This is a genomic window from Pectobacterium punjabense (genome assembly GCF_012427845.1).
In the GTDB taxonomy this organism is placed as follows: Bacteria; Pseudomonadota; Gammaproteobacteria; order Enterobacterales; family Enterobacteriaceae; genus Pectobacterium; species Pectobacterium punjabense.
Genome location: NZ_CP038498.1, coordinates 1,275,792 through 1,300,727 on the forward strand (window position 1 = coordinate 1,275,792; position 24,936 = coordinate 1,300,727).

A 24,936-nucleotide genomic window follows, 5' to 3' on the forward strand; every position below is an offset into this window, starting at 1 on the left:
TTAGGTTTCTGCACCACAGGTATTTGCCTGTGGTTTTTCTTTTTGTAATGTTTTTCTCTTATTAAGACAGGGTTGCTTATCAATGGAACAACCATCTTCCAAGCTCAAGCGTGGGTTAAGCACGCGGCATATCCGCTTTATCGCCCTTGGCTCGGCGATCGGAACCGGCCTGTTTTATGGCTCCGCTAGCGCGATCCAAATGGCTGGCCCCAGCGTGTTGCTGGCTTACCTGATTGGTGGGATTGTCGCATATATCATCATGCGCGCCTTGGGTGAAATGTCGGTGCATAACCCGCAATCCAGCTCGTTTTCTCGCTATGCGCAGGATTATCTCGGTCCACTGGCGGGCTATATCACCGGCTGGACCTACTGCTTTGAGATGCTGATTGTCGCCATTGCCGATGTGACCGCGTTTGGTATCTACATGGGCGTCTGGTTCCCTGCGGTGCCGCATTGGGTGTGGGTCTTGAGCGTGGTGCTCATCATCGGTGCCATCAACCTGATGAATGTAAAAGCGTTTGGTGAACTGGAGTTTTGGCTCTCTTTCTTCAAAGTTGCCACCATTATCATCATGATCGTTGCTGGAATCGGCATTATCGTTTGGGGGATTGGCAACGGCGGAGAACCTACCGGTATCCATAATCTATGGAGCAATGGCGGATTCTTCAGTAATGGTGTAATGGGGATGATTCTATCGCTACAGCTAGTGATGTTTGCTTATGGCGGCGTGGAGATCATTGGGATCACCGCCGGTGAGGCCAAAGACCCGCATAAATCCATCCCTCGCGCGATTAACTCTGTACCCTGGCGTATTTTGGTGTTCTATGTCGGTACGCTATTCGTCATTATGTCGATTTACCCGTGGAATCAGGTAGGCACCAACGGTAGCCCGTTTGTGTTAACGTTCCAGCATATGGGTATTACGGCGGCGGCAGGTATTCTGAATTTTGTTGTGATTACCGCGTCGCTGTCGGCGATTAACAGTGACGTCTTCGGCGTCGGCCGTATGCTACACGGGATGGCGGAGCAGGGGCATGCACCGAAAGTGTTTAGCCGCATTTCCAAACGTGGTATTCCGTGGGTTACGGTGGTCGTGATGATGATGGCGCTGCTGGTAGCGGTGTACCTGAACTACATTATGCCCGGCAAAGTATTCCTGGTGATTGCTTCACTGGCCACCTTTGCGACAGTGTGGGTGTGGATCATGATTCTGTTCTCTCAGATTGCGTTCCGTCGCCGTTTGAGCCCGGATGAAGTGAAGGCGCTGGCATTCCCGCTGCGCGGGGGGATAGTGACCTCCGTGTTCGGCATTATCTTCCTGTTCTTCATCATCGGATTAATTGGCTACTTCCCGGACACGCGCGTGTCGCTGTATGTCGGTATTATCTGGATAGGGCTGCTTTTAGTGGGCTATGTCTGGAAGAAGAAGCATCAGAACGCGGTAGCGGCACAGAATTAAGTTAGTTGCTTGCTATTAGAAGAAGCGCTCAGACTGTCAGTTGACAAACCTTTTTGTCGAACGAAAACGGGAGTAACGAAATAGAAGAGTAAAGCGTTTGCGCCATGGATGGCGCAAGCCGAGCTTACATGGACGTACTTGCAGCGTCTTTACGATCTATTCGTTACTCCCGCACTACGGACTTTATTAGCAACCTCTGCGCTTCCATTGGAGCATTTTTTTGTGCCTATTTCGCTTCCTGCGTAGTCATTTTCTGCGCCATTACCCGCATATCGTGACCGGTTGGTGTCTGATGAATGCGGAGATCGAACTCGGGCAGAATCGCAAAGATATGGTCGAAAATGTCAGACTGAATACTTTCATAGTCGACCCAGGCGGTGGTGTTGGTAAACGCATAAATTTCCAGCGGTACCCCTTCAGACGTTGGCGCAAGCTGCCGTACCATTAGCGTCATTCCTTTATGAATTCCCGGATGGGTACGCAGGTAAACCTGAAGATAGGCGCGGAACGTCCCCAGATTGGTTAGACGACGGCCGTTCAGCGGGGATGTCAGATCGGAGTCTGACTGTGCGTTGTGCTGCTCCAACTCGCTCTTCTTGTTTTGGATATACGCTGACAGTAACTTGCTGCGCAGCAATCGCGCCTGTTCGTCTTCCGTCATGAAATGCACGCTGGTGGTATCGATATTGATGCTACGCTTTATGCGCCGTCCCCCCGATTCCGACATCGAACGCCAGTTTTTGAAGGAGTCGGACACCAGCGAATAGGTGGGAATGGTGGTGACAGTATTGTCCCAGTTTTTCACTTTTACTGTTGTCAGCCCGATGTCGATAACGGCACCGTCAGCGCCATATTTCGGCATTTCGAGCCAGTCTCCCAGCGTCAACATATCGTTAGCGGAAAGCTGGATTCCTGCCACGAGTCCCATAATCGGATCTTTGAACACCAACATCAGCACGGCGGCCATGGCACCTAAACCACTAATCAGAATCAGCGGTGATTTCCCGATGAGCAGTGATACCACCATGATACTGATGACGATGGTGGCGATCAGTTTCAGACTCTGGAAGATACCGCGCAGCGGCAATTGAGCGGCGACTTTGGTTCGTGCGGAAACATTGAGCAGCACATCGAGTAGCGAGAACAGAGACAGCAGCGCAAAAATCATGATCCACACTTGAGAGCAGATGATGAGCGCTTCACGGGTTTCACTTTGCGAAGGCAGCCACACAAAGACCTGAATATTCAGGATCACCCCTTGCAACAGGAAGGCGAGCCGGTTAAACAAGTTGTGCTGTGTCAGCGCCTGCTTCCACCCGTGTCCTTCGGTCTTTCCTGGTTTATTGAGTGAGCGTAGAACCAGCCGTTTCAACACAACCTGATGCAAAATCAGGTGGATGACGGCAGAAATGAGCAATATCAGCCCAAGAACAATCAGTAACGCAATGAGGCTAGCGTGTTGTATTCCAGCTTCTCTCAGCCATAGCGCGAGATTTTGTTGCATGCGTTCTCCTTTTATTCCAGTGAATCTGTCGTGCATTAACACGATGTGGCTTTAAGGCTAAGGATTTAGCGCCCCTAGTCAACCTTTTGTATTTTTTGGGATCGCGAAGGCGAGCAGTGAGAAGATCGATGAGAGAAACATCGCGAAAAAAAAGCCAGTCGCATAGCAACTGGCTTGATTATCACATTGCCCATGAGGGCAACGATGAGGGATTACAGCTTGTCTGCGTTTTCAGACAGGTATTTCGCTACGCCATCTGGTGACGCGCCCATACCGGATTTCCCTTTTTCCCACTGTGCCGGACAGACTTCGCCGTGCTCTTCGTGGAATTGCAGCGCGTCAACGGTACGCAGCATTTCATCAATGTTACGACCCAGCGGCAGATCGTTAACGACCTGATGGCGAACCACACCGCTTTTGTCGATCAGGAAAGAACCACGCAGTGCAACACCGGCTTCTGGGTGCTCAATGCCGTAGGCCTTCTGGATTTCGCGCTTAATGTCAGCAACCATCGCATATTGCACTTCGCCGATGCCGCCTTTGTCTACAGGGGTTTTACGCCATGCATTGTGAACAAACTCGGAATCGAAAGAAACACCAACCACTTCTACGCCACGTTTCTTGAACTCGGCATAGCGGTGATCGAAAGCAATCAGTTCTGATGGGCAAACGAAGGTAAAGTCCATCGGCCAGAAGAAAATCACGGCTGCTTTACCGTTGATGTGCTTCTTCAGGTTGAAATTTTCGACGATTTCGCCACTGCCTAAAACGGCAGCTGCGGTAAAGTCTGGGGCTTGACGAGTTACCAGGACCATAATTACTCCTGTAGATAGCGGTTAATGATCGGAAGATATAAAAAACAGCGATCAGTATAGGGATTCTGTCTGAGTGAATACAGGCAAAGAGACCAATCAATGAGATAGCTTTTGTCTATTGAACTCATCGCTATTTCCTTTCAATAAATTATATTAACCCTTTTAATCGAAAGGACAATATCCCTGTCATACTTCAAGCTGCTTGTGCGTTGGCTGCCCTTACTCGCCCCAGTCACTTACCTGAGTAAGCTCCTGGGGACTCGCGCAGTTGCCGCGTTACAAGGCCGCATGGCCTTGTCCTAAAGGACCAACGCAGAGCGTTGTTCAAAACGCTCACGTTTTGTCACGCAACTCGAATTATTTAAGGTATAGGTGGCGTAGAAAAACGGAAAAGTTGTGATCTCACAGCCGTTGCGTTTTCGCTAATTGCATCATGCGTGGATAAAATTGCCAGAAGAGTATTTCAAATTGGTGATAGTGCTGTTCGATGTCCTGAAACGAGCCGGACAGCGCGGCCAGCTTCGGGCGTCGTACTGACATTCTGTGCAGCACATCAGCGATAAACGGCAGTTCCGCATAGCGTGTCATCCAACGTTCCGGCCACAAATAGCGATTCAGGTTCTGAAAGCGTTCGGGGGTTTGCGCCAGATGAGGTTCGATTTGTGACTGGGCACCATCGATAAAGGTCTGCAAAGGCGTATCGGGCACCAGCTGTAGCCAGTGACGTGCAAGATAGTGATCCCACAGCACATCTAGCGTAATGGGAGCGACGCGGCGAAATTCATCACTGAAATACTGACGTGCCTGTTTGACCTCTGGCAGACTGTCGGTCAGCGAGTCAACGCGGCGATGCAGTCGGATACCCGCGACAATCTCGTCAGCGTAGCTGTCCTGTGGGTTGCCGCGAACAAAGTCCGCCATCAGATTACCTAATAGGGAACTGTCGGCCAGCGTGGCCAGATGAAGGTGTGCAAGAAAATTCATCGTGACAGTATATACCTTTTCTATTGGGTATAATGCATTCCACGACTCAGATGCTTATTTCTTGCAGCCATGCGCTTGCGGCTCTAGACTAGGCCGCCCATTTTTAATGTATTAACAGCTAAGTGAATTGCCATGCGTGTTACCGATTTTTCGTTTGAACTTCCTGAATCATTGATTGCCCATTATCCACAAGCAGAACGCAGTGGGTGCCGCCTGCTATCGCTGGACGGGCCGACGGGAGATCTGACGCACGGCGTGTTTACCGATTTGCTGGATAAACTGAATCCCGGCGATCTGCTGGTGTTCAACAATACGCGCGTGATTCCTGCTCGTCTGTTTGGTCGTAAAGCCAGCGGCGGCAAACTGGAAGTGCTGGTGGAACGCGTGCTGGACGATCGTCGGGTATTGGCGCACGTTCGCGCGTCAAAAGCGCCAAAGCCGGGCACGGAGCTGTTGCTGGGCGATGATGAAAGCGTCAAGGCCACGATGGCGGCTCGTCACGATGCGCTATTTGAGCTGCATTTTGATGACTCCCGCGATGTTCTATCGATCCTGAATGCTATCGGCCATATGCCGTTGCCACCTTACATCGATAGGCCTGATGAAGACGCTGACCGTGAGCTATATCAGACGGTGTATAGCCAGCGTCCGGGGGCGGTAGCGGCGCCGACGGCAGGTTTGCATTTTGATGAGCCGATGTTAGCTGCGCTACGCGAGAAAGACATTGAAATGGCATTCGTCACGTTGCACGTTGGTGCCGGGACTTTCCAGCCAGTACGCGTCGATACGATCGAAGATCACATTATGCACGCCGAATATGCTGAAGTACCGCAGGATGTCGTCGATGCTGTGCTGGCGTGTAAGGCGCGGGGAAATCGCGTGATCGCGGTGGGTACCACCTCGGTACGTTCACTGGAAAGTGCCGCTCAGGCCAGTCAGGATGCGCTGATTGCACCATTTTTCGACGATACCAAAATTTTTATCTATCCGGGTTATCACTACCGCGTTATTGATGCGCTAGTAACTAATTTCCATTTGCCTGAATCGACGTTAATCATGTTGGTGTCCGCCTTCGCCGGTTACCAGAACACGATGTCTGCCTACCGTGAAGCGGTGGCAGAGCAATATCGCTTTTTCAGCTACGGTGATGCGATGTTTATTACGCACAACCCGCTGGCTGAACAGGAAAAAGTGGGATAAATCCTGCTTTCCGCTCAAGAGGAACGTCACAGACCACGCTCTGTCAGGCGTTAATACATCATTATCATCAGACTGTTTTTCTGATGCTGGAGGTTAAGTGAAGTACGAATTACAAACAACAGACGGCCGCGCGCGACGCGGCAGATTGATTTTTGAACGTGGCGTGGTGGAAACCCCGGCTTTTATGCCCGTGGGGACGTACGGCACGGTGAAGGGCATGACGCCGGAAGAAGTGAAAGAGACTGGCGCACAGATTTTGCTCGGCAATACGTTCCATCTGTGGCTACGTCCCGGTCAGGAAATCATGAAACTGCACGGCGATCTGCATGACTTCATGCAGTGGCACGGCCCCATTCTGACGGACTCTGGCGGTTTTCAGGTATTCAGCCTCGGCGACATTCGCAAAATTACTGAGCAGGGCGTGCATTTCCGTAACCCGATCAATGGGGATTCGATTTTCCTTAGCCCGGAAAAATCGATGGAGATTCAGCACGATCTCGGTTCCGATATTGTCATGATCTTTGATGAGTGTACGCCGTACCCCGCCGATTGGGATTACGCCAAGCGCTCTATGGAGATGTCCCTGCGCTGGGCGAAACGCAGCCGTCAGCGTTTTGACGAACTAGAGAATAAAAATGCGCTGTTCGGTATTATTCAGGGTAGTGTTTACGAAGATTTACGTGATGTATCCGTAAAAGGTCTGGTAGACATTGGCTTTGATGGGTACGCTGTGGGCGGTTTGGCAGTGGGTGAACCGAAAGAGGACATGCACCGTATTCTGGAGCACGTTTGCCCACAGATTCCAGAAGATAAACCACGCTATCTGATGGGCGTGGGCAAGCCGGAAGATTTGGTGGAAGGTGTACGTCGCGGTGTCGATATGTTTGACTGCGTGATGCCAACGCGTAACGCACGTAACGGACATCTTTTCGTGACTGATGGCGTGGTGAAAATCCGTAATGCGAAGCATAAAGATGATGTCAGCTCGCTGGATGAACACTGTGATTGCTACACGTGTCGCAATTATAGTCGCGCCTACTTGCATCATCTTGACCGTTGCAACGAAATACTCGGAGCACGACTCAATACCATTCATAACTTGCGTTATTATCAGCGTTTAATGGCAGGTTTACGTCAGGCCATTGAAGAGGGTAAATTAGAGCACTTTGTGGTGGATTTTTACCAACGGATAGGCAAACCCATTCCGCCGCTTGCTGAAAAAGACGTTGCCGCAAGCAACTGACAGCCCGTTTGCTATGAATAGCATTTTGCTGTGAAGCGTTTTTACGATTGTAAGGTTGATAATTTATCTTTTTGATAGCTTATCTTTTGACAAAAAAGAGGATATTTAAATGAGTCTTTTCATCTCCGATGCTGTAGCTGCAACCGGCGCTCCGGCTCAGGGAAGCCCGTACTCTCTGGTTATTATGCTGGCCGTTTTTGGTCTGATTTTCTACTTTATGATCCTGCGTCCTCAGCAAAAACGCGCCAAGGAACACAAGAAGTTAATGGATTCCATCGGCAAGGGTGATGAAGTCTTGACGACTGGCGGTCTGGTTGGTCGCGTGACTAAAGTGTCCGAAACTGGCTATATTGCGATTGCGTTGAACGAGACCAATGAAGTGGTTATCAAACGTGATTTCGTGGCTGCCGTGCTGCCGAAGGGCACGATTAAGGCCCTGTAATTTCCGATTTTCCCGAAGGGAACTGCCGTGTTAAATCGTTATCCTTTGTGGAAGTACCTGATGCTGGTCGTGGTGTTGTTCGTCGGCCTGCTCTACGCACTTCCTAACCTATATGGTGAGGATCCGGCGGTACAAGTTACTGGCGCGCGGGGAACCGCCGCCAGCGAAACGACGCTGATCCAAGTCCAGAATGTCTTAAAAGAACAAAACATTACCAGTAAGTCGATTGCATTGGAAAATGGTGCAATCCTGGCTCGCTTCTCTAACCCTGATGTTCAACTCCGCGCGCGCGAAGCGCTCGTTAATGAGCTGGGCGAAAAATTCGTCGTCGCACTTAACCTTGCTCCCGCCACGCCAACGTGGCTGCGGTTGTTAGGCGCTGAACCGATGAAATTGGGGCTCGATCTGCGCGGCGGCGTTCACTTCCTGATGGAAGTGGATATGGATACGGCGCTGGGTAAACTGCAAGAACAAACCATGGACTCTTTGCGCAGCGATCTGCGTGAGAAGAACATCCCTTATGCCGCAGTGCGTAAAATTGATAATTACGGCGTCGAAATTCGTTTCCGTGATGCTCAAACGCGTGATGAGGGCATCAACTATCTGACGACTCGTCACCGTAATCTGGTTCTCAGCAGCAGCGGTAGCAACCTGCTACGTGCAGTGATGTCTGATGAACGTCTGCGTGAAGCACGTGAATACGCCGTACAGCAGAACATCAATATCCTGCGTAACCGTGTGAACCAACTGGGTGTCGCCGAACCGCTAGTACAGCGTCAGGGCGCCGATCGTATCGTTGTTGAGTTACCGGGTATCCAGGACACGGCGCGCGCGAAAGAAATTCTTGGTGCCACCGCTACGCTGGAATTCCGTCTGGTCAACAGTAATGCTGATGCGACCGCAGCGGCGAACGGCCGCGTGCCGGGCGATTCCGAAGTGAAGAATATGCGTGACGGTTCACCCGTTGTGCTGTTCAAACGCGTCATTCTGACGGGTGATCACATCACTGACTCAACATCAAGCAATGACGAATACAACCGTCCTCAGGTGAATATTTCTCTGGACAGCGCGGGTGGCAACACCATGTCCAACTTCACCAAAGACAGTATCGGCAAGCTGATGGCGACGCTGTTCGTGGAATATAAAGACAGCGGTAAGAAAGATGCGACGGGCCGTTCGATACTGGAAAAACACGAAGAAGTCATCAACGTAGCGACGATTCAGTCGCGACTGGGTAACAGCTTCCGTATTACCGGCATTGATAACCCGAATGAGGCGCGTCAGCTTTCTCTGCTGCTGCGTGCGGGTGCGCTGATTGCACCGATCCAGATTGTGGAAGAACGTACTATTGGGCCAACGTTGGGGATGCAAAACATCACTCAGGGTCTGGAAGCCTGTTTGTGGGGCTTGATCGCGTCGATCCTCTTCATGGTCTTCTTCTACAAGAAGTTTGGTGTCATCGCGACCAGTGCATTGGTTGCTAACCTGGTGTTGATTGTCGGCGTGATGTCTCTGCTACCAGGCGCGACGCTAACTATGCCGGGTATCGCGGGTATCGTGCTTACACTGGCGGTTGCAGTCGATGCTAACGTACTCATTAACGAACGTATCAAAGAAGAACTCAGCAATGGTCGCTCTATACAGCAGGCTATTCATGAGGGCTACAAAGGTGCATTCAGTTCGATTGTTGATGCGAACGTCACGACGTTGATTAAAGTCATCATCCTGTATGCGGTTGGTACCGGTTCTATCAAAGGGTTTGCTATCACGACTGCGATTGGGATTGCGACCTCAATGTTTACGGCGATCGTCGGTACTCGTGCCATCGTTAACCTGCTTTACGGCGGTAAACGTATCAACAAGCTGTCTATCTAGGAGTGCGTTGTGGCACAGGAACAGGAATACAACATTGAACAACTCAATCACGGGCGTAAAGTCCATGATTTCATGCGCTGGGACACATTGGCATTTGTCATTTCCGGTCTGCTGATTATCGCGTCTATTGCGATTATGGGTGTACGTGGTTTCAACTGGGGACTCGATTTTACCGGTGGTACGGTCATTGAGATTAACCTTGAGAAACCGATCGATCTCGATGTCCTGCGTAGTTCATTAGAGACCTCTGGGTTTTCAGAGCCGCAGGTGCAGAATTTCGGTAGCAGCCGTGACGTGATGGTACGTATGCCACCAGTTTCTGGCAGCGAGAACGAAGCGCTCGGTAACAAAGTGCTGAAGGTGGTGAACGATACCTTCCAGCAGCATGCGACGGTGAAACGTATTGAGTTTGTCGGGCCGAGCGTGGGGAGTGATTTGGCACAGGCGGGCGCATTGGCGCTGATGTCTGCGCTGATTGCTATCCTCATTTATATCGGTTTTCGTTTTGAATGGCGTCTGGCGATGAGTGCCGTACTGGCTTTGGCGCACGATACGATCATCACGATGGGTCTGCTGTCTCTGTTCTCTATTGAGATTGACCTAACGATCATTGCGTCGCTGATGTCGGTAATTGGTTATTCACTTAACGATAAGATCGTGGTATCTGACCGTATTCGTGAGAACTTCCGCAAGATTCGTCGTGGCACACCTTACGAAATTACCAACATTTCTCTGACGCAGACATTGCACCGTACCATTATTACATCAGCGACCACGTTGGCGATGATCGTGATCCTCATGGTCTTCGGTGGAGCCCTGTTGCATGGCTTCTCGTTAACGATGTTTATTGGTGTGATCATCGGTACGATCTCTTCTATCTATGTTTCTTCTGCTCTGGCGCTGAAACTGGGTATGAAGCGCGAGCATTTGATCGTTCAGAAAGTGGAAAAAGAAGGGGCGGACCAACCGTCTATCCTGCCTTAATCTGCTGACGGTAAACATGAAAAACCCCGCGTCGCTGCGGGGTTTTTTGCATCTTAGCGTTGGGAAATGTGTTTACTAAGGGGACTCGGTGGCGGCAACAGGCGGCGGAGCCTGTATTTCCTGGACCTGATGTAAACGAACAAAGCCAAGTTCTTCCGGCGACAAACCACTCAGACGCAATTCAATAATCGCTTCAGCTTTGGGTAACAATGTGGGTGAGACAACAAAGGACTGTGTTTGCGTATCCCCTGCTAAAGGTTTCCCGCTAACGGGGTCGAGTCGTCCCCAGTCCAACTGTGCGCCAAAGGCGGGTAATCCCTTCGCATCAAGCGTGCGAATGTGTAACAACGCGCTGGTTCCGTTCGCTTCAGTCTCTATATTGCGTAACGAGACACTGAGCCTGCCAATACTGCTTTCTAACGGTATGCTCGTCTGCGCAGCCGGCAGTAAATAAACACCAGAGGTAGATTGGGAATTCAACGCATTTTGCCGCTCCAACGCCGTGGCCTGATCGGTTAGCGTTTGTAATTGATGGTTTAGCTGACCTATCTGATTCTGCAATTTGGGCATCTGGCGCTGTTCGGCGCACCCCGCTAGCAATAATAGCGCTGGCAAGAAGGTCAGTACGCGATATCGGGTTCTCATATCTGTGGTTCCCCTTTCGATGTCTTATTCATTGATCCCTGTTGCTGAGTTTAGCTGTGATTAAGTCTAAGTCATAGGTGAGACAGCTTTTTTCATCCGCTTACCGGAAGAGATGCGAAACCCTTCGCAACGTGAATCAGGAGTTTTGGTTAGTCCGTTAATTCAGGGTAAACTGTCTTTACGTTAAGGATTACTGGTCAGGACACATCATGCATTGCCCATTTTGTTCCGCTGTTGATACCAAAGTCATTGATTCCCGTCTGGTCGGCGAAGGTTCTCAAGTCCGTCGTCGTCGGCAGTGTCTGGTTTGTCATGAACGCTTCACTACGTTTGAAGTGGCTGAACTGGTGATGCCGCGAGTCATCAAAAGCAATGAAGTGCGCGAGCCGTTTAATGAAGACAAATTGCGTAGCGGGATGTTGAAAGCGCTGGAAAAAAGGCCAGTGAGTTCTGATGACGTCGAAATGGCGATTAATCATATAAAATCTCATCTCCGTGCGACCGGAGAACGTGAGGTGACTACCAAAATGGTCGGCAACCTGGTAATGGAGGCGTTGAGAAAGCTGGATAAAGTGGCTTATATCCGGTTTGCCTCGGTGTACAGGAGTTTTGAAGATATCCGCGAATTTGGCGAAGAGATTGCGCGTTTGCAGGATTAAGACGCGTCGATTTGAAAGAGATAAGAGGGTCGGAATGAGCGCTTTTCAGGAAAACGGTCACTTGCCGCAGGATGAATTCTACATGGCGCGTGCGTTAGAGCTGGCACGTCGTGGCCGTTTTACGACGGCACCTAACCCCAATGTTGGCTGTGTGATCGTGCGTGATGGTGAAATTGTCGGTGAAGGCTACCATTTCCGTGCGGGTGAACCCCATGCTGAGGTACATGCTCTGAGAATGGCGGGAGAGCGCGCGCGTGATGCGACGGCCTATGTCACACTGGAACCGTGCAGCCACCACGGACGAACGCCGCCTTGTGCCGATGCGTTGATTGCGGCTGGCGTTTCCCGAGTGGTTGCCGCGATGCAGGACCCCAACCCGCAGGTTGCTGGTCGTGGTTTGCATCGCTTACAGCAAGCAGGGATTACCGTTAGCCATGGCGTGATGATGGCTGAAGCAGAGAAAGTCAATGTTGGCTTCCTGAAACGTATGCGGACGGGTTTTCCTTATGTGCAGCTCAAAATGGCGGCGTCTTTGGATGGGCGTACTGCGATGGCGTCGGGAGAAAGCCAGTGGATTACTTCACCGCAGGCACGGCAGGATGTACAGCGTTTTCGTGCCGAGAGTGCGGCGATTCTAAGCAGCAGCGCGACGGTATTGGCCGACGATCCTTCTCTTACTGTACGGTGGTCAGAACTGGATGCTGATGTCCAGAAGCGCTATTCCGAAGCCGATCTCAGGCAGCCCATTAGGGTGATTGTGGACAGCAAGCAGCGGGTCACGCCGCAACATCGTGTTATTAGCCAACCGGGTGAGACCTGGCTGGCGCGTGTTCAGGCAGATGAACAGATATGGCCGCAGGGCGTTGAGCAAGTCATGCTACCGCAGCACAATGGCGGTGTTGATCTGGTGGCACTGATGATGGTGTTGGGAAGACGTCAGATTAATTCTGTCTGGGTTGAAGCTGGAGCGAGTTTGGCCGGGGCGTTGCTTAATGCCGGTGTCGTTGATGAACTCATCGTTTATCTTGCCCCCAAACTACTGGGTGAAAATGCCCGTTCGCTATGCCTCTTGCCAGGGCTAGATCAACTGTCTCAGGCACCGGAATTTGACATCGTAGAGGTTCGCCAGATTGGTCCAGATTTGCGATTACGCCTGAGACCCAAATTCTGATATACCCTAAATAATTCAAGTTTCAGGACAAACGTTAATGTTTGAACAACGCACATGCAACTTGAAGTATGACGGGTATACATATGTAAATACGTGGCACAGGCCTGACAAAACCGGATACGTGCCAACAAAAATTATGATAGAATCCGCCCCCCTGCGGGCCATAAAGACCAAATACAAGGAAAGCTATGAACGTTATCGAAGGTGTTGTTGCTACTCCTGATGCCCGTGTGGCGATTGCGATTGCGCGTTTTAACCATTTTATTAACGATAGCCTGCTGGAAGGTGCGGTTGATGCATTGAAACGCATCGGTCAGGTTAAAGACGAAAATATCACCGTTGTTTGGGTGCCGGGTGCTTACGAACTGCCATTGACGGTTCGTGCGCTGACCAAAAGTGCGAAAAATGGCGGGTATGATGCCGTTATTGCTCTGGGAACGGTCATTCGCGGTGGAACAGCGCATTTTGAATTTGTTGCTGGTGAATGTAGCTCAGGCTTGTCCTCCGTTGCGATGGATAGCGAAATTCCTGTTGCTTTCGGCGTTCTGACGACGGAAAGCATTGAACAGGCGATTGAGCGTGCTGGCACGAAAGCGGGGAACAAAGGTGCAGAAGCCGCCTTGACCGCGCTAGAAATGATTAATGTATTGAAAGCGATTAAGTAAGCCTGATTAAGTAAGGGGAATTCCGTGAAACCTGCTGCTCGTCGCCGCGCTCGTGAATGTGCGGTTCAAGCGCTTTACTCCTGGCAATTATCTAAAAATGATATTGCCGATGTTGAACACCAATTCCTGAGCGAGCAGGATGTCAAAGATGTCGACATTGCCTATTTCCGTGAATTGCTGGCGGGTGTTGCCACTCAAGCTGAAAAGCTGGATCAACTGATGGCACCTTTCCTGTCTCGCCAGATCGAGGAATTGGGACAGGTTGAAAAAGCGATTCTGCGTTTGGCTATGTTTGAGCTGAGCAAGCGCGAAGATGTTCCTTACAAAGTGGCGATTAACGAGGCCATCGAACTGGCTAAAATCTTCGGTGCTGAAGATAGCCATAAGTTTGTGAATGGCGTGCTGGACAAAGCTGCTCCGAGTGTACGGAAAGGCAAGAAGTAAAATGAATCGCATCAGGGCCGGATATCCGGCCCTGATCGCTTTTGAATGATAGGCTGGCTGGAAAGGTTATGGTTGAAGGTGAGTTTGACCTTATTGCCCGCTATTTTAATCGGGTCCGAAGTTCACGTCGCGATGTTGAGTTAGGCATCGGTGATGACTGTGCGTTACTGACGGTGGCAGATAAGCAGATGTTGGCGGTGAGTACCGACACACTCGTATCTGGCGTTCATTTCCTACCTGATATCGATCCCGCCGATCTAGGTTACAAATCTCTGGCGGTCAATTTAAGCGATCTGGCTGCAATGGGTGCCGATCCTGCCTGGCTTTCTCTGGCTATTACTCTACCTAAAAGCAACAGCCAGTGGCTGTCCGCCTATAGCGACAGCTTGTTTGAGCTGCTTGATTATTATGGCATGCAGTTGGTAGGCGGCGATACGACGCGTGGTCCATTGAGCCTGACATTGACTATCCATGGTCTGGTGCCTGTAGGACGGGCATTGACGCGTCGCGGGGCGAGAATTGGCGACTGGATTTATGTTACCGGTTCATTAGGCGATAGCGCTGCCGGTCTGGCTATCCTCCAGAATTCACTGCATGTTGATGATGAGGGCACGCGTCAGGGATTGATTCAGCGTCATCTTCGTCCTCAACCTAGAATTTTGCAAGGGCAGGCGCTGCGCGATCTGGCTAGTTCCGCCATCGATCTTTCCGACGGTCTCATCTCCGATCTACAGCATATACTTAAAGCCAGCGAGTGTGGTGCACGTATTCATCTGGATGCGATTCCACAATCTGATTGGTTGCGAAGCTGCACGGACGAAGAACAGGCGTTGCGCTGGGCACTATCTGGCGGCGAAGACTATGAGCTGTGCTTTACCGTGCCGGAAATTAACCGTGGTGCGCTGGAACTTGCCTTGGGGCATCTCGGCGCTGACTATACCTGTATCGGGCAAATCGGGCCTTCATCCGAAGGGTTACGCTTTTTCATAGATAATAAAGTGACCGAGTTGAGCTGGAAAGGGTATGACCATTTTAGCGAACAAGACTGACCCCGCGAACAAAACGAAGGGTTCTGTTGTAACAAAACTCCGCTTATGGTTGGGTAATCCGTGGCATTTGCTGCTGGCGACTCTACTGTGTCATTGCACCGGGGCTATGTGTCGCCCCGGTTGCCGATAGTTTCTTATTTCGTCCACTGTATAATTTTTCGCTCGATGCCAGCGGCATCCAGATCGAAGTCGGCACGGATCTCTTCCTGCGAACCTTGCGGGATAAATACATCTGGTAGCCCGATGTTCAGCACCGAGATGGCAAGGCGTTTCGCCATCAGGAATTCATTTACGCCGCTCCCGGCACCGCCCATGACTGAGTTCTCTTCCAGCGTCACGAATGTGCTGTGAGACTGTGCCAACTCTTCAAGTAACGCTTCATCTAGCGGTTTCACAAAACGCATGTCGACGAGCGTGGCGTTCAATTTCTCAGCCGCAATCTGCGCTTCCGGTAATAGCGTACCAAAATTCAGAATAGCGATCGTTTCACCCTGACGACGCACCACACCTTTACCGATTGGCAGTTCTGATAATGGCGCCAGTTCCGTACCCGTACCGTTTCCACGCGGGTAACGCACCGCTGTAGGGCCTTTCTGGTAGTGGTAGCCGGTGTGCAGCATCTGACGACATTCATTTTCATCGCTGGGTGTCATAATGACCATATTCGGGATACAGCGTAAGAAAGAGAGATCGAATGCACCCTGATGCGTTTGCCCGTCTGCACCAACAATACCACCGCGATCGATCGCAAACAGAACCGGTAGATTCTGAATCGCCACATCGTGGATAACCTGATCGTAAGCACGTTGCAGGAAAGTAGAGTAAATGGCGACGACGGGATGATAGCCACCGACGGCCAGACCAGCAGCAAACGTTACAGCATGCTGCTCGGCAATCGCCACGTCAAAATATTGTTGCGGATAGTCGCGGGAAAATTGCACCATGCCGGAGCCTTCACGCATTGCTGGTGTGACCGCCATGAGCTTGCTGTCTTTGGCGGCAGTTTCTTGTAACCATTGGCCGAAGATCTTGGAATAGGTTGGCTGTGCGCCTTCTTTGCTTTTTGGCAATGTGCCGCTGGCGGGATCGAATTTTGGCACGGCGTGCCAGCTGATCGGATCTTGCTCGGCGGGGGCGTACCCTTTGCCTTTCTTCGTCATGATGTGCAGAAGCTGAGGGCCTTTCAGATTACGCATATTTTTCAGCGTATGCGCCAGAGCCTGAACGTCATGACCATCGACTGGGCCGATATAGTTAAAGCCGAGCTCCTCAAATAGCGTACCTGGAACGACCATGCCTTTAAGGTGTTCTTCGGTGCGTTTCACCAGCTCTTTGATTGGAGGCAAGCCGGATAACACCTTTTTACCGCCTTCACGTAAACTGGCATAAAGCTTGCCGGATAGCAGTTGCGCCAGATGGTTGTTCAATGCACCGACGTTTTCCGAAATCGACATCTCATTGTCGTTTAGCACCACCAGCAGATCGGATTTGATGTCGCCTGCGTGGTTCATCGCCTCAAAGGCCATGCCCGCAGTAATCGCGCCGTCACCAATCACACAAACCGTACGACGGCCTTTTCCTTCACGCTCGGCTGCGACGGCCATGCCCAGTCCAGCACTGATGGAGGTGGATGAATGCCCGACGCTTAATACGTCATATTCACTTTCATCACGCCACGGAAAGGGGTGCAGGCCGCCTTTTTGGCGGATCGTTGAAATACGATCGCGACGACCCGTCAGGATCTTATGCGGATAAGCCTGATGACCAACATCCCATACCAGATGATCAAAAGGGGTGTTGTAGACGTAGTGTAGCGCAACCGTCAATTCAACCGTCCCCAACCCTGAAGCAAAATGTCCGCTTGAACGGCTGACGCTATCTAGCAAATATTGGCGCAGTTCATCGCACAGCGCTGGTAGGCTCTCTTTCGGCAACAGTCGAAGTTCATCCGGTGTTTCCACTAACGCTAATGTAGGGTACTTCGCGGTATCAAAACTCATAGAGACTCATTAGGTAATTACTTATCGCGTTCAACGATGAAATTCGCCAGCGCTTGTAGTGGTGCAATATTCAGGGACGTAGAGCTAGATGCAACGAGATCGTCCAGCGATGCCAGTGATTCCTGATAAAGCTCCTGTGCTTTTTTTCGTGCGTTATCTAACCCCAGCAGGCTGGGGTAGGTGCTTTTACCTAACTGCTGGTCTACACCCTGACGTTTGCCTGTTGTCGCGCTGTCGCCAACAACATCGAGAATATCGTCCTGAACCTGAAAGGCGAGCCCAATCGCGTTAGCATAACGATCCAAGTGCGGTAAAGCTGCACGCCCTGCGTCACCCGCGGCGAATGCGCCCAGTCGGACTGCGGCGCGGATCAAGGCTCCCGTTTTGTGGCGATGAATTCGCTCTAACGCAGCTAAATCGACCTGATGGCCTTCCGCTTCCAGATCGAAAGCCTGACCGCCGCACATGCCTGCTACGCCACTTGCCTGCGCTAATTCTGAGATCATTGCCAGCCGATCGCGGTCAGAAACCTGCGGCATCGGCGCATCGGTCAGTATAGAGAATGCCAGCGTTTGCAGTGCATCACCTGCCAGAATGGCGTTGGCCTCACCAAATTTGATGTGGCAGGTCGGTTGTCCGCGGCGTAAATCATCGTCATCCATTGCTGGCAGATCATCATGAATCAATGAATAGGCATGGATACATTCTACTGCCGCTGCTGGGGCATCCAGGCTCTCTAGCGGCATGCCAAACAGTTCGCCAGTAGTATAAACCAGAAATGGACGCAGGCGTTTGCCACCTAAGAGTGAGCCATACTCCATTGCATTGACCAGTGGACTACTCTGAAAGGGGAGAGCGGCGATGAAGTGCCCCAACATACGGTTAGTACGTTGGTAATGCGCATTCAGTTGCGTGCTGAAATCGGTCATAGCGACTCATTATCCGGCGTAAATGGTGACAGCGGTGCATCGGGGTCGTCGCTCAGCAGGATTTGTACGCGTTGTTCGGCCTGTTGCAGCTTTTGCTGTCCCTGACGAGCGAGCTGGATGCCATGTTCGAACGCATTTAGCGCATCATCCAGCGGCAGTTCACCTGATTCGAGGCGGGTAACGATTTTTTCCAGTTCGTTCAGCGAGCTTTCAAAGCTGACTGGCTGCTCGGTCTTCTTAGGCATAGTGGTTTCAGAATCCTGGTGTTATACGCCGTTGGCTTGTAGCGGCAAAGCGTGGTATTGCGTTTAGTCACCCGTGGATGGCGTGACGATTATACGGTTAAAACGCACAGTATATCTGCATATAATGATATACTCCGCGCCCTGGATGCTATTGGTAAAATCATCTCTGTTCTGGCTGATTTTACCGATAACGTGATTTTAGTGCTCAGGGTAAATTTATTTACACCTGTCTGACCAAGTAACGACAGCCACCATGAAGTTTATCATTAAATTGTTCCCGGAAATCACCATCAAGAGCCAATCTGTGCGGTTGCGCTTTATCAAGATTCTAACCGGAAACATTCGCAACGTATTAAAACACTATGATGAAACGCTGGCGGTTGTCCGTCACTGGGATCATATCGAAGTTCGGGCCAAAGACGAAAGCCAGCGTGGCGCGATTCGTGATGCGCTGACGAGAATTCCGGGTATTCACCATATTCTGGAAGTTGAAGATCATTCCTATACTGATGTGCACAACATCTTTGAACAGGCGTTGGCGCTGTACCGTGAACAACTGGAAGGCAAGACGTTTTGTGTGCGGGTGAAACGCCGCGGTAAGCATGAATTTAGCTCACAGGATGTGGAACGCTATGTTGGCGGCGGGCTGAATCAGCACATTGAAACGGCGCGAGTCAATCTCACTTCTCCGCAGATCACTGTAAATCTGGAAATCGAGCAGGATCGTCTGCTGCTGATTAAAGGCCGCTATGAAGGGATCGGCGGCTATCCGATCGGTACGCAGGAAGATGTACTGTCTCTCATTTCTGGTGGTTTCGATTCTGGTGTGTCCAGCTACATGTTGATGCGCCGAGGGTGCCGCGTGCATTACTGTTTCTTCAACCTTGGCGGTGCGGCGCACGAGATTGGGGTGAAACAGGTGGCACATTACCTGTGGAATCGATTTGGTAGTTCGCACCGGGTGCGTTTTATTGCTATCGATTTCGATCCCGTTGTCGGTGAAATTCTGGAGAAGGTTGACGACGGCCAGATGGGGGTTGTTTTGAAGCGCATGATGGTGCGTGCGGCCTCCAAAATAGCTGAGCGTTATGGCGTTCAGGCGTTGGTGACCGGTGAAGCGCTAGGGCAGGTTTCCAGCCAGACGCTGACTAACCTGCGCTTGATCGACAATGCTTCCGATACCCTGATTTTGCGCCCGCTGATTTCTCATGATAAAGAGCACATTATCAAACAGGCTCGCGAGCTGGGAACGGAAGATTTTGCTAAAACGATGCCGGAATACTGCGGTGTGATCTCCAAAAGCCCGACGGTGAAGGCGGTAAAAGCGAAGATTGAGGCCGAAGAAGGGCATTTTGATTTCGCTATTCTGGATCGTGTGGTGAGCGAAGCGCGGAATATTGATATTCGTGAGATCGCCGAGCAGACCAAGCAAGACGTGGTTGAAGTCGAAACGGTTGCCTCATTTGCACCAACCGACGTACTGCTGGATATCCGCTCGCCGGATGAACAGGATGATAAGCCGCTGGAGCTGGATCAGATCGAAATCAAATCCTTACCGTTCTACAAGCTGGGTACGCAGTTTGGCGATTTGGATCAGAGCAAAACCTACCTGCTTTACTGCGAGCGCGGCGTGATGAGCCGCTTGCAGGCGCTATACCTGCGTGAGCAAGGTTTTAGCAATGTGAAGGTCTACCGACCGTAATAGAATAAGGCGTGAGCCTTGAATTTATTCGTGGGGCGAAAACGGTGGTAAAGGATAGAAGAGTAAAGCGTTTGCGCCATGGATGGCGCAACCCGAGCGTACAGGGATGTATTTACAGCGTCTTTACGATCTATCTATTACCACCGCGTGATGAATAAAATCAGGCGCGCAAGCGCCTTTCTCATTTACGCTAATCACGATAGTTATGAATACCCGGTGGCAGGATGAGCTGTGCGGCGACTTCAGCAGCTTTTTCTTTTCCCAGTAGCAAATCAATAATCTTCAAGGCGAAATCCATGCTGGTGCCCGGTCCCTGTGTGGTTAACAGATTCACACGCGGATCGTAGACGACACGTTTTTCCATCCATTTTTCTGGCGCAATCTTATCCTTAAACGCCGGATAGCCCGTCATGTTTCCGACGGGGAACAACTGATGATATTCCAGCACCAGCGCAGGCGTTGCACACATCGCAGCGACAATTTTTCCTTCCAGATGCGCCTGTCTGATGCACTCCACCAGTATTGGGCTATCGCGGAAGCATTCCGCGCCTTGCAGTCCACCTGGTAAGACCAGCACATCGAAAGGCCGATCGGCGACGGCAGCCAGCGGCGCATCCGCCAGTAGCCTTACCCCGCGTGAGCAGACGATTTCAAGATTGCCATCGCTGGCTACGCTGGCAAGCGTGACCTGAATACCCGCGCGGACAAGCAAATCGATGGTCGTGACGGCTTCAGTTTCTTCACTACCAGGTGCCAGACACACCAGTGCCGATGCGGTCATAATCGTTTTCCTTTTGCTTAATGTAGTCAAACAGGCGGGCATTTTCGGGGAGCGTCAGGCCGTGAAGACGTGCTCGGTGCAGTAAATACCCGGTAATGTAGTCAATTTCGGTATGTCGCTGAGCGATGACGTCCTGCAACATTGATGAGGTATTTGCTGCGGTGTTCTGAATAATTTGATTCACGTAGAGCAGTAGACTGTCTTGCGATGTATGGAAGCCCTCTCGTTCCATAACATCGGCTACTTCCTGACAAAGTGAAGCGATCGGTTCTGGATAGGCGGCAAGTTCGCCATTGGTGCAGTGATATTTCACTGTTAGCGGATTGATGACGCAGTTAGCCGCCAGCTTCAGCCAGCAGGTCGCGCTGATATTGCTATGCCAGGCCACATCAGGTAAAGCCTGATGGAGTATTTCAGCTAAATGACTTTGACTACTGTCCCCGTTAAACGTCCCTATGTGCGTCGTGCCTGCGGCAACGTGTACAACGTTGTTTGCGTCGCGCCGTGCGGCATGGGTGGTGATTCCGATCACCAGCGGCTGTAGTAACCGCGGTAATTCTTCCTGTGTACCCATGCCGTTATGTAATAGCAGAATCGTGCAATGTGGGTTGAGCTGGGGCAACAGTATGGTAACGGCATCGGAGACCTGCCAGGCTTTTAGCGTGACCAGCAGCAACTCGCTCTGGGCAAGGTGATCGGGATCGTTAGCTGTCAGATTGAGATTACAGTGCTGGCCGTCCAGCATGGTGACATTGACCGCACAATACGGTTGCGGAATGCGGAGCCATCCCTGGACATCATGCCCTTGCTGATGCAACGATGCGAGCCAAAGTTGGCCTAGCGCACCACAGCCAAGAACGGTGATTTTCATGTACGTCTCCCTTATTTGATGCGGGCGCTGTCGTTCTGCCATCATAGGCTATCATTCATGTCACGATCTTGTGCTATTCGGCCTGTTTACCCGATATAGAGTAAAAATCGGGATCGTGTCTGGTATCTTGCTTATCGCAGAAGAGCGGTTATTATGCTCGCCAGCCACATTTGTCAGGAGAGCGAATTATGCCATCTTTCGATATTGTTTCGGAAATTGATATGCAGGAAGTCCGTAACGCGGTGGAAAATGCCACGCGTGAGCTGAGCACACGCTGGGATTTTCGTAATGTTCCGGCCAGCTTTGAACTGAATGAGAAATCGCAAAGTATTAAAGCGACCAGCGAGTCTGATTTTCAGGTGCAGCAACTGATTGATATTATGCGCGAGAAACTGCTGAAGCGTGGGATTGAAGGTGGGGCGTTAGAGGTCCCGGAAGCGTTCGAGCACAGCGGTAAAACGTACAGCGTGGAAGCGAAGCTGAAGCAAGGCATTGAAACTACGTTGGCGAAGCAAATTATCAAGCTGATTAAAGACAGCAAGCTGAAAGTGCAGGCGCAGATTCAAGGTGAACAGGTTCGCGTTACTGGGAAATCACGTGATGATTTACAAGGTGTGATGGCATTGATTCGCGGTGGTAATTTGGGACAGCCGTTCCAGTTTACTAACTTCCGCGATTGATACTTTTAGTCCCATGTCGGTGAATAACAAGGCCAGCGAAAGCTGGCCTTTTGCTTGACTTAAACTTGGCCCGCTACTTGTTCTAACTGCTGCCGATTGGTCTTTTTGTTGTCGATCTTCACATAGGCGCTGTATTCATCCGGCACGATAACGACTTCCGCAACGCCGGGCTGAGTGCGAATTCTCTGTTCCAACTCACTATCCTGCAATGCTAAATCAGTCAGAGAGATTCTCAGACTACTGAGATAGGGCGGTTCCTGCATGGTGAAGCTGACGAATAGCCAGATAGCCGCAATGGCTGCGCCAGCCATAAACACGACAGATGCGCCATAAAGCTCAAACAGCCCGCCACCGAGACTTCCTCCGATTGCTACACCGATAAACTGTGTGGTGGAGTAAACCCCCATTGCAGTGCCTTTGTATCCGGCAGGCGATTCCTTGCTGATTAGCGATGGTAGCAGCGCCTCCATGACGTTAAAAGCCAGGAAGAACAACTGTACGCCGATGATAATTTGCCAGAGATGGTTACCCGCATCCCACAGGACGACCTCTGCGGCGATTAATACCACGATGCAACCGATGAAAACCTGCTTCATCCGCCTTTTCACTTCGGCATAGATAATGAAGGGGACGACACCGGCAAAGGAAACCAACATAGTGACTAGGTAAACTTTCCAGTGATCTTGCGGTTCCAGTCCTGCGGATTCCATTGCGCGGGGTAGGGCAACGAAGCTCGACATCAATAAAATATGCAGGCACATGATGCCGATATTCAGTTTCAGCAGGCGGCTATTGCCGAGCACCTTGCGGAAACTGCCACGTACCATCGCTGATTCTCGATTCAGGACGTGTGCTGGTGCGGAAGGAATCAATGTCAGCGTGATAGCAATGCCCGCGAGTGATAGAACGGCGATGCCCCAGAAAAGTGCCTGCAAGCCGAAAGCGTGAGTAATGATAGGACCAAGGACCATGGCGATAGCAAAGGTGACGCCGAAGCTCACGCCGATAAACGCCATAGCTTTGGTTCGGTTTTGTTCACGCGTCAGGTCGGAAAGCAGCGCCATGACGGCAGCGGAGATGGCGCCCGCGCCCTGCAATGCCCTGCCAAGGATAATGCCCCAAATGGAGTCGCTCAGTGCGGCGATGGCGCTACCCAGTGCAAAAATGAGTAGTCCCCCGACGATCAGCGGCTTTCTACCAATACGGTCGGAGACCAGACCGAAGGGGATCTGGAAAATAGCCTGCATCAAACCATAGATACCAATCGCAATCCCGATCAGTGCTTCACTGGCACCTTGTAATGCCATACCGTAGGTGGTCAAAACGGGCAACACCATGAACATGCCAAGCATGCGTAGTGAAAAAACGGCACCCAAGCCCCATGTGGCGCGTAATTCGCCTGGGGTCATTTTATTATCGTTCATTCATTACCTCTGAAAACAATTGGCGCTATTTTAGTGCGTTATTGGCCAGACAGTAAACGATAGGTTTGTTACGTGATTTGGCGGAGGGGAAAGTAGGGGAGGAAAGTAGGGGGGGAAAGTAGGGGAAAGTAGAGGGAAAAGAAAAACGCAGGGAGCGTTTTTCAACGTCGCTTTTGCGACGGCCCGAAGGGGGGAGAGCAGGAAGCTCGCCATAAAAAAACAGGCGGACGAGCCACCTGTTTTTTAATGTATAGAACGCAGCTTGTGATTAACGCAGATAGGTCAGCAGGACTTCATGCGCTGGCGCCATTGAATCTACAGACATCATCACGCTCAGTGAGGTAATCGCGACGATGGAGAAAACAAACAGCTTTCTTGCCCATACGCGGTCATCAATCGCATTTTTATAGCCTGACAACGCCATACCTAACCACCATACGCTAACTGCGGCGGCAACGATGAGGTATTTGTAGCCGGCGTAACCGCCGAGAGACAGCATCAATGTTGCGACCGCAAACGCGACGATATAGAGCGTGATGTGGTTTTTCGCAACGGAGATACCTTTCACAACAGGTAGTACCGGGATGTTAGCTGCTTGATAATCCTTGAAGCGGAAAATCGCAATCGCGTAGGAATGCGGCATCTGCCACAGGCTAAAGATCAACAGTAGAATCAATGCACCCGCGTCGAACTGGTTGCTGACGGCGCAGTAACCAATAACCGGGGGTGCTGCGCCGGACAGGCTGCCAATCAGCGTGCCATAAACAGAATGCCGCTTCATATACAGGCTATATACACCGACATACACAACGAATCCCATCACCGCCAGCCACATAGCCAGCGGATTAGCCGCGATGTACAGCAGAGCAAAGCCCGCAATACCTAACAGCGATGCGTAAACCAGCGTTACCTTCAGCGAAATCAGTCCTTTTACCAGAACCCGATTTTTGGTTCTCTCCATTTTCTTGTCGATGTCGCGGTCAATAACGTTGTTAAACACGCAGCCAGATGCAACGACTAACGACACACCCACGAGGGTGGCGAGAAACAAGGGATAATCAATGCGGCCTTGTGCCGCAAGGAGAAACCCACCGATAACGGAAATCAGATTTCCGAAAATAATTCCTGGTTTAGTAACTTGCAGGTATTGCTTAATCATCTTTTA

At 51.0% G+C, this 24,936-nt stretch carries 24 protein-coding genes; 13 read left to right on the plus strand and 11 right to left on the minus strand.

Features of this window, described 5'->3' with window-relative positions; genetic code table 11:
* Window positions 1-82 precede the first annotated feature (82 nt).
* A complete protein-coding gene (gene proY / locus E2566_RS05670) occupies window positions 83-1,459 on the plus strand; it encodes a proline-specific permease ProY (protein ID WP_107168817.1) in 1,377 nt (458 codons plus the stop codon).
* Between the two features lie 226 nt (window positions 1,460-1,685).
* Here proY and E2566_RS05675 read toward each other — a convergent pair whose 3' ends face one another.
* The 3 genes from E2566_RS05675 to E2566_RS05685 all read right to left on the minus strand — a co-directional run bounded on the left by E2566_RS05675 (window position 1,686) and on the right by E2566_RS05685 (window position 4,762).
* Window positions 1,686-2,963, minus strand: coding sequence for a mechanosensitive ion channel family protein (locus E2566_RS05675; protein WP_107168818.1), 1,278 nt, complete (start codon window positions 2,961-2,963; stop codon window positions 1,686-1,688).
* A gap of 212 nt (window positions 2,964-3,175) precedes the next feature.
* The gene (locus tag E2566_RS05680) at window positions 3,176-3,778 is read right to left on the minus strand and encodes a peroxiredoxin C (protein ID WP_025918784.1); all 603 of its coding nucleotides are present in this window, start codon (window positions 3,776-3,778) and stop codon (window positions 3,176-3,178) included.
* A gap of 402 nt (window positions 3,779-4,180) precedes the next feature.
* Window positions 4,181-4,762, minus strand: a complete 582-nt coding sequence (locus E2566_RS05685; RefSeq protein ID WP_107168819.1) for an acyl carrier protein phosphodiesterase — start codon at window positions 4,760-4,762, stop codon at window positions 4,181-4,183.
* A gap of 132 nt (window positions 4,763-4,894) precedes the next feature.
* On the opposite strand from E2566_RS05685, the gene queA reads away from it, so the two are divergent.
* From queA to secF, 5 genes are all read left to right on the plus strand, one after another.
* Window positions 4,895-5,962: a tRNA preQ1(34) S-adenosylmethionine ribosyltransferase-isomerase QueA gene (queA, locus tag E2566_RS05690; RefSeq protein WP_107168820.1), complete on the plus strand. Its 1,068-nt coding sequence runs from the start codon at window positions 4,895-4,897 to the stop codon at window positions 5,960-5,962.
* A gap of 97 nt (window positions 5,963-6,059) precedes the next feature.
* On the plus strand, window positions 6,060-7,205 hold the full coding sequence (tgt, locus tag E2566_RS05695) for a tRNA guanosine(34) transglycosylase Tgt (RefSeq protein WP_107168821.1): 1,146 nt from the start codon (window positions 6,060-6,062) through the stop codon (window positions 7,203-7,205).
* Window positions 7,206-7,314: 109 nt separating this feature from the next.
* Window positions 7,315-7,647, plus strand: coding sequence for a preprotein translocase subunit YajC (yajC, locus tag E2566_RS05700; protein WP_010282033.1), 333 nt, complete (start codon window positions 7,315-7,317; stop codon window positions 7,645-7,647).
* 27 nt (window positions 7,648-7,674) lie between these two features.
* Window positions 7,675-9,522, plus strand: a complete 1,848-nt coding sequence (gene secD / locus E2566_RS05705) for a protein translocase subunit SecD (protein WP_107168822.1) — start codon at window positions 7,675-7,677, stop codon at window positions 9,520-9,522.
* A gap of 72 nt (window positions 9,523-9,594) precedes the next feature.
* Window positions 9,595-10,506: a protein translocase subunit SecF gene (secF, locus tag E2566_RS05710; RefSeq protein ID WP_052238873.1), complete on the plus strand. Its 912-nt coding sequence runs from the start codon at window positions 9,595-9,597 to the stop codon at window positions 10,504-10,506.
* A gap of 75 nt (window positions 10,507-10,581) precedes the next feature.
* On the opposite strand, the gene E2566_RS05715 is transcribed toward secF, so the two are convergent.
* A complete protein-coding gene (locus tag E2566_RS05715; RefSeq protein ID WP_107168823.1) occupies window positions 10,582-11,151 on the minus strand; it encodes a SadB/YajI family lipoprotein in 570 nt (189 codons plus the stop codon).
* A gap of 209 nt (window positions 11,152-11,360) precedes the next feature.
* Between E2566_RS05715 and nrdR the strand changes: the two genes are divergently transcribed.
* The 5 genes from nrdR (at window position 11,361) to thiL (ending at window position 15,139) form a co-directional block, all read left to right on the plus strand.
* Entirely contained in the window at window positions 11,361-11,810 is a 450-nt protein-coding gene (gene nrdR, locus E2566_RS05720) for a transcriptional regulator NrdR (RefSeq protein WP_005975999.1), read from the plus strand.
* A 34-nt stretch (window positions 11,811-11,844) separates the two neighbouring features.
* The gene (gene ribD, locus E2566_RS05725; RefSeq protein ID WP_107168824.1) at window positions 11,845-12,981 is read left to right on the plus strand and encodes a bifunctional diaminohydroxyphosphoribosylaminopyrimidine deaminase/5-amino-6-(5-phosphoribosylamino)uracil reductase RibD; all 1,137 of its coding nucleotides are present in this window, start codon (window positions 11,845-11,847) and stop codon (window positions 12,979-12,981) included.
* Window positions 12,982-13,169: 188 nt separating this feature from the next.
* On the plus strand, window positions 13,170-13,646 hold the full coding sequence (ribH, locus tag E2566_RS05730) for a 6,7-dimethyl-8-ribityllumazine synthase (RefSeq protein ID WP_107170904.1): 477 nt from the start codon (window positions 13,170-13,172) through the stop codon (window positions 13,644-13,646).
* 24 nt (window positions 13,647-13,670) lie between these two features.
* Complete coding sequence (gene nusB / locus E2566_RS05735) at window positions 13,671-14,090, plus strand: transcription antitermination factor NusB (protein WP_014914514.1); 420 nt, start codon at window positions 13,671-13,673, stop codon at window positions 14,088-14,090.
* A 68-nt stretch (window positions 14,091-14,158) separates the two neighbouring features.
* Complete coding sequence (thiL, locus tag E2566_RS05740) at window positions 14,159-15,139, plus strand: thiamine-phosphate kinase (protein WP_107170903.1); 981 nt, start codon at window positions 14,159-14,161, stop codon at window positions 15,137-15,139.
* Between the two features lie 134 nt (window positions 15,140-15,273).
* On the opposite strand, the gene dxs is transcribed toward thiL, so the two are convergent.
* Genes dxs through xseB form a run of 3 tightly spaced genes read right to left on the minus strand, consistent with a single transcriptional unit; the run spans window position 15,274 to window position 18,313 of the window.
* Window positions 15,274-17,139, minus strand: coding sequence for a 1-deoxy-D-xylulose-5-phosphate synthase (gene dxs / locus E2566_RS05750; protein WP_107170902.1), 1,866 nt, complete (start codon window positions 17,137-17,139; stop codon window positions 15,274-15,276).
* A 17-nt stretch (window positions 17,140-17,156) separates the two neighbouring features.
* Complete coding sequence (gene ispA / locus E2566_RS05755; protein ID WP_107170901.1) at window positions 17,157-18,068, minus strand: (2E,6E)-farnesyl diphosphate synthase; 912 nt, start codon at window positions 18,066-18,068, stop codon at window positions 17,157-17,159.
* The gene (gene xseB, locus E2566_RS05760; protein ID WP_107170900.1) at window positions 18,065-18,313 is read right to left on the minus strand and encodes an exodeoxyribonuclease VII small subunit; all 249 of its coding nucleotides are present in this window, start codon (window positions 18,311-18,313) and stop codon (window positions 18,065-18,067) included. Before xseB ends, ispA begins: the two co-directional genes overlap by 4 nt.
* 253 nt (window positions 18,314-18,566) lie before the next feature.
* On the opposite strand from xseB, the gene thiI reads away from it, so the two are divergent.
* Window positions 18,567-20,015: a tRNA uracil 4-sulfurtransferase ThiI gene (gene thiI, locus E2566_RS05765; protein WP_107170899.1), complete on the plus strand. Its 1,449-nt coding sequence runs from the start codon at window positions 18,567-18,569 to the stop codon at window positions 20,013-20,015.
* Window positions 20,016-20,205: 190 nt separating this feature from the next.
* Here the strand turns inward: thiI and yajL are convergent, their stop codons facing one another.
* A complete protein-coding gene (gene yajL / locus E2566_RS05770) occupies window positions 20,206-20,796 on the minus strand; it encodes a protein deglycase YajL (protein WP_014914519.1) in 591 nt (196 codons plus the stop codon).
* Complete coding sequence (gene panE / locus E2566_RS05775) at window positions 20,759-21,667, minus strand: 2-dehydropantoate 2-reductase (protein ID WP_107170898.1); 909 nt, start codon at window positions 21,665-21,667, stop codon at window positions 20,759-20,761. Before panE ends, yajL begins: the two co-directional genes overlap by 38 nt.
* Window positions 21,668-21,855: 188 nt before the next feature.
* Between panE and E2566_RS05780 the strand changes: the two genes are divergently transcribed.
* Window positions 21,856-22,347: a YajQ family cyclic di-GMP-binding protein gene (locus tag E2566_RS05780; RefSeq protein ID WP_107170897.1), complete on the plus strand. Its 492-nt coding sequence runs from the start codon at window positions 21,856-21,858 to the stop codon at window positions 22,345-22,347.
* Window positions 22,348-22,406: 59 nt separating this feature from the next.
* Here E2566_RS05780 and E2566_RS05785 read toward each other — a convergent pair whose 3' ends face one another.
* A complete protein-coding gene (locus tag E2566_RS05785) occupies window positions 22,407-23,771 on the minus strand; it encodes an MFS transporter (protein WP_107170896.1) in 1,365 nt (454 codons plus the stop codon).
* Between the two features lie 268 nt (window positions 23,772-24,039).
* On the minus strand, window positions 24,040-24,930 hold the full coding sequence (cyoE, locus tag E2566_RS05790; RefSeq protein WP_005976015.1) for a heme o synthase: 891 nt from the start codon (window positions 24,928-24,930) through the stop codon (window positions 24,040-24,042).
* Window positions 24,931-24,936: the final 6 nt, after the last annotated feature.

What these genes read in the sequence shown, in the direction of transcription:
- secF (WP_052238873.1), top strand. Translation starts at nt 9,595, where the DNA reads ATGCGCTGGGACACATTGGCATTTGTCATTTCCGGTCTGCTGATTATC.
- ispA (WP_107170901.1), bottom strand. Translation starts at nt 18,068, where the DNA reads ATGACCGATTTCAGCACGCAACTGAATGCGCATTACCAACGTACTAAC.
- panE (WP_107170898.1), bottom strand. Translation starts at nt 21,667, where the DNA reads ATGAAAATCACCGTTCTTGGCTGTGGTGCGCTAGGCCAACTTTGGCTC.
- ribD (WP_107168824.1), top strand. Translation starts at nt 11,845, where the DNA reads ATGAGCGCTTTTCAGGAAAACGGTCACTTGCCGCAGGATGAATTCTAC.
- thiL (WP_107170903.1), top strand. Translation starts at nt 14,159, where the DNA reads ATGGTTGAAGGTGAGTTTGACCTTATTGCCCGCTATTTTAATCGGGTC.
- dxs (WP_107170902.1), bottom strand. Translation starts at nt 17,139, where the DNA reads ATGAGTTTTGATACCGCGAAGTACCCTACATTAGCGTTAGTGGAAACA.
- E2566_RS05715 (WP_107168823.1), bottom strand. Translation starts at nt 11,151, where the DNA reads ATGAGAACCCGATATCGCGTACTGACCTTCTTGCCAGCGCTATTATTG.
- nrdR (WP_005975999.1), top strand. Translation starts at nt 11,361, where the DNA reads ATGCATTGCCCATTTTGTTCCGCTGTTGATACCAAAGTCATTGATTCC.
- thiI (WP_107170899.1), top strand. Translation starts at nt 18,567, where the DNA reads ATGAAGTTTATCATTAAATTGTTCCCGGAAATCACCATCAAGAGCCAA.
- yajC (WP_010282033.1), top strand. Translation starts at nt 7,315, where the DNA reads ATGAGTCTTTTCATCTCCGATGCTGTAGCTGCAACCGGCGCTCCGGCT.
- E2566_RS05785 (WP_107170896.1), bottom strand. Translation starts at nt 23,771, where the DNA reads ATGAACGATAATAAAATGACCCCAGGCGAATTACGCGCCACATGGGGC.
- proY (WP_107168817.1), top strand. Translation starts at nt 83, where the DNA reads ATGGAACAACCATCTTCCAAGCTCAAGCGTGGGTTAAGCACGCGGCAT.
- E2566_RS05675 (WP_107168818.1), bottom strand. Translation starts at nt 2,963, where the DNA reads ATGCAACAAAATCTCGCGCTATGGCTGAGAGAAGCTGGAATACAACAC.
- queA (WP_107168820.1), top strand. Translation starts at nt 4,895, where the DNA reads ATGCGTGTTACCGATTTTTCGTTTGAACTTCCTGAATCATTGATTGCC.
- xseB (WP_107170900.1), bottom strand. Translation starts at nt 18,313, where the DNA reads ATGCCTAAGAAGACCGAGCAGCCAGTCAGCTTTGAAAGCTCGCTGAAC.
- E2566_RS05680 (WP_025918784.1), bottom strand. Translation starts at nt 3,778, where the DNA reads ATGGTCCTGGTAACTCGTCAAGCCCCAGACTTTACCGCAGCTGCCGTT.
- cyoE (WP_005976015.1), bottom strand. Translation starts at nt 24,930, where the DNA reads ATGATTAAGCAATACCTGCAAGTTACTAAACCAGGAATTATTTTCGGA.
- ribH (WP_107170904.1), top strand. Translation starts at nt 13,170, where the DNA reads ATGAACGTTATCGAAGGTGTTGTTGCTACTCCTGATGCCCGTGTGGCG.
- E2566_RS05685 (WP_107168819.1), bottom strand. Translation starts at nt 4,762, where the DNA reads ATGAATTTTCTTGCACACCTTCATCTGGCCACGCTGGCCGACAGTTCC.
- yajL (WP_014914519.1), bottom strand. Translation starts at nt 20,796, where the DNA reads ATGACCGCATCGGCACTGGTGTGTCTGGCACCTGGTAGTGAAGAAACT.
- E2566_RS05780 (WP_107170897.1), top strand. Translation starts at nt 21,856, where the DNA reads ATGCCATCTTTCGATATTGTTTCGGAAATTGATATGCAGGAAGTCCGT.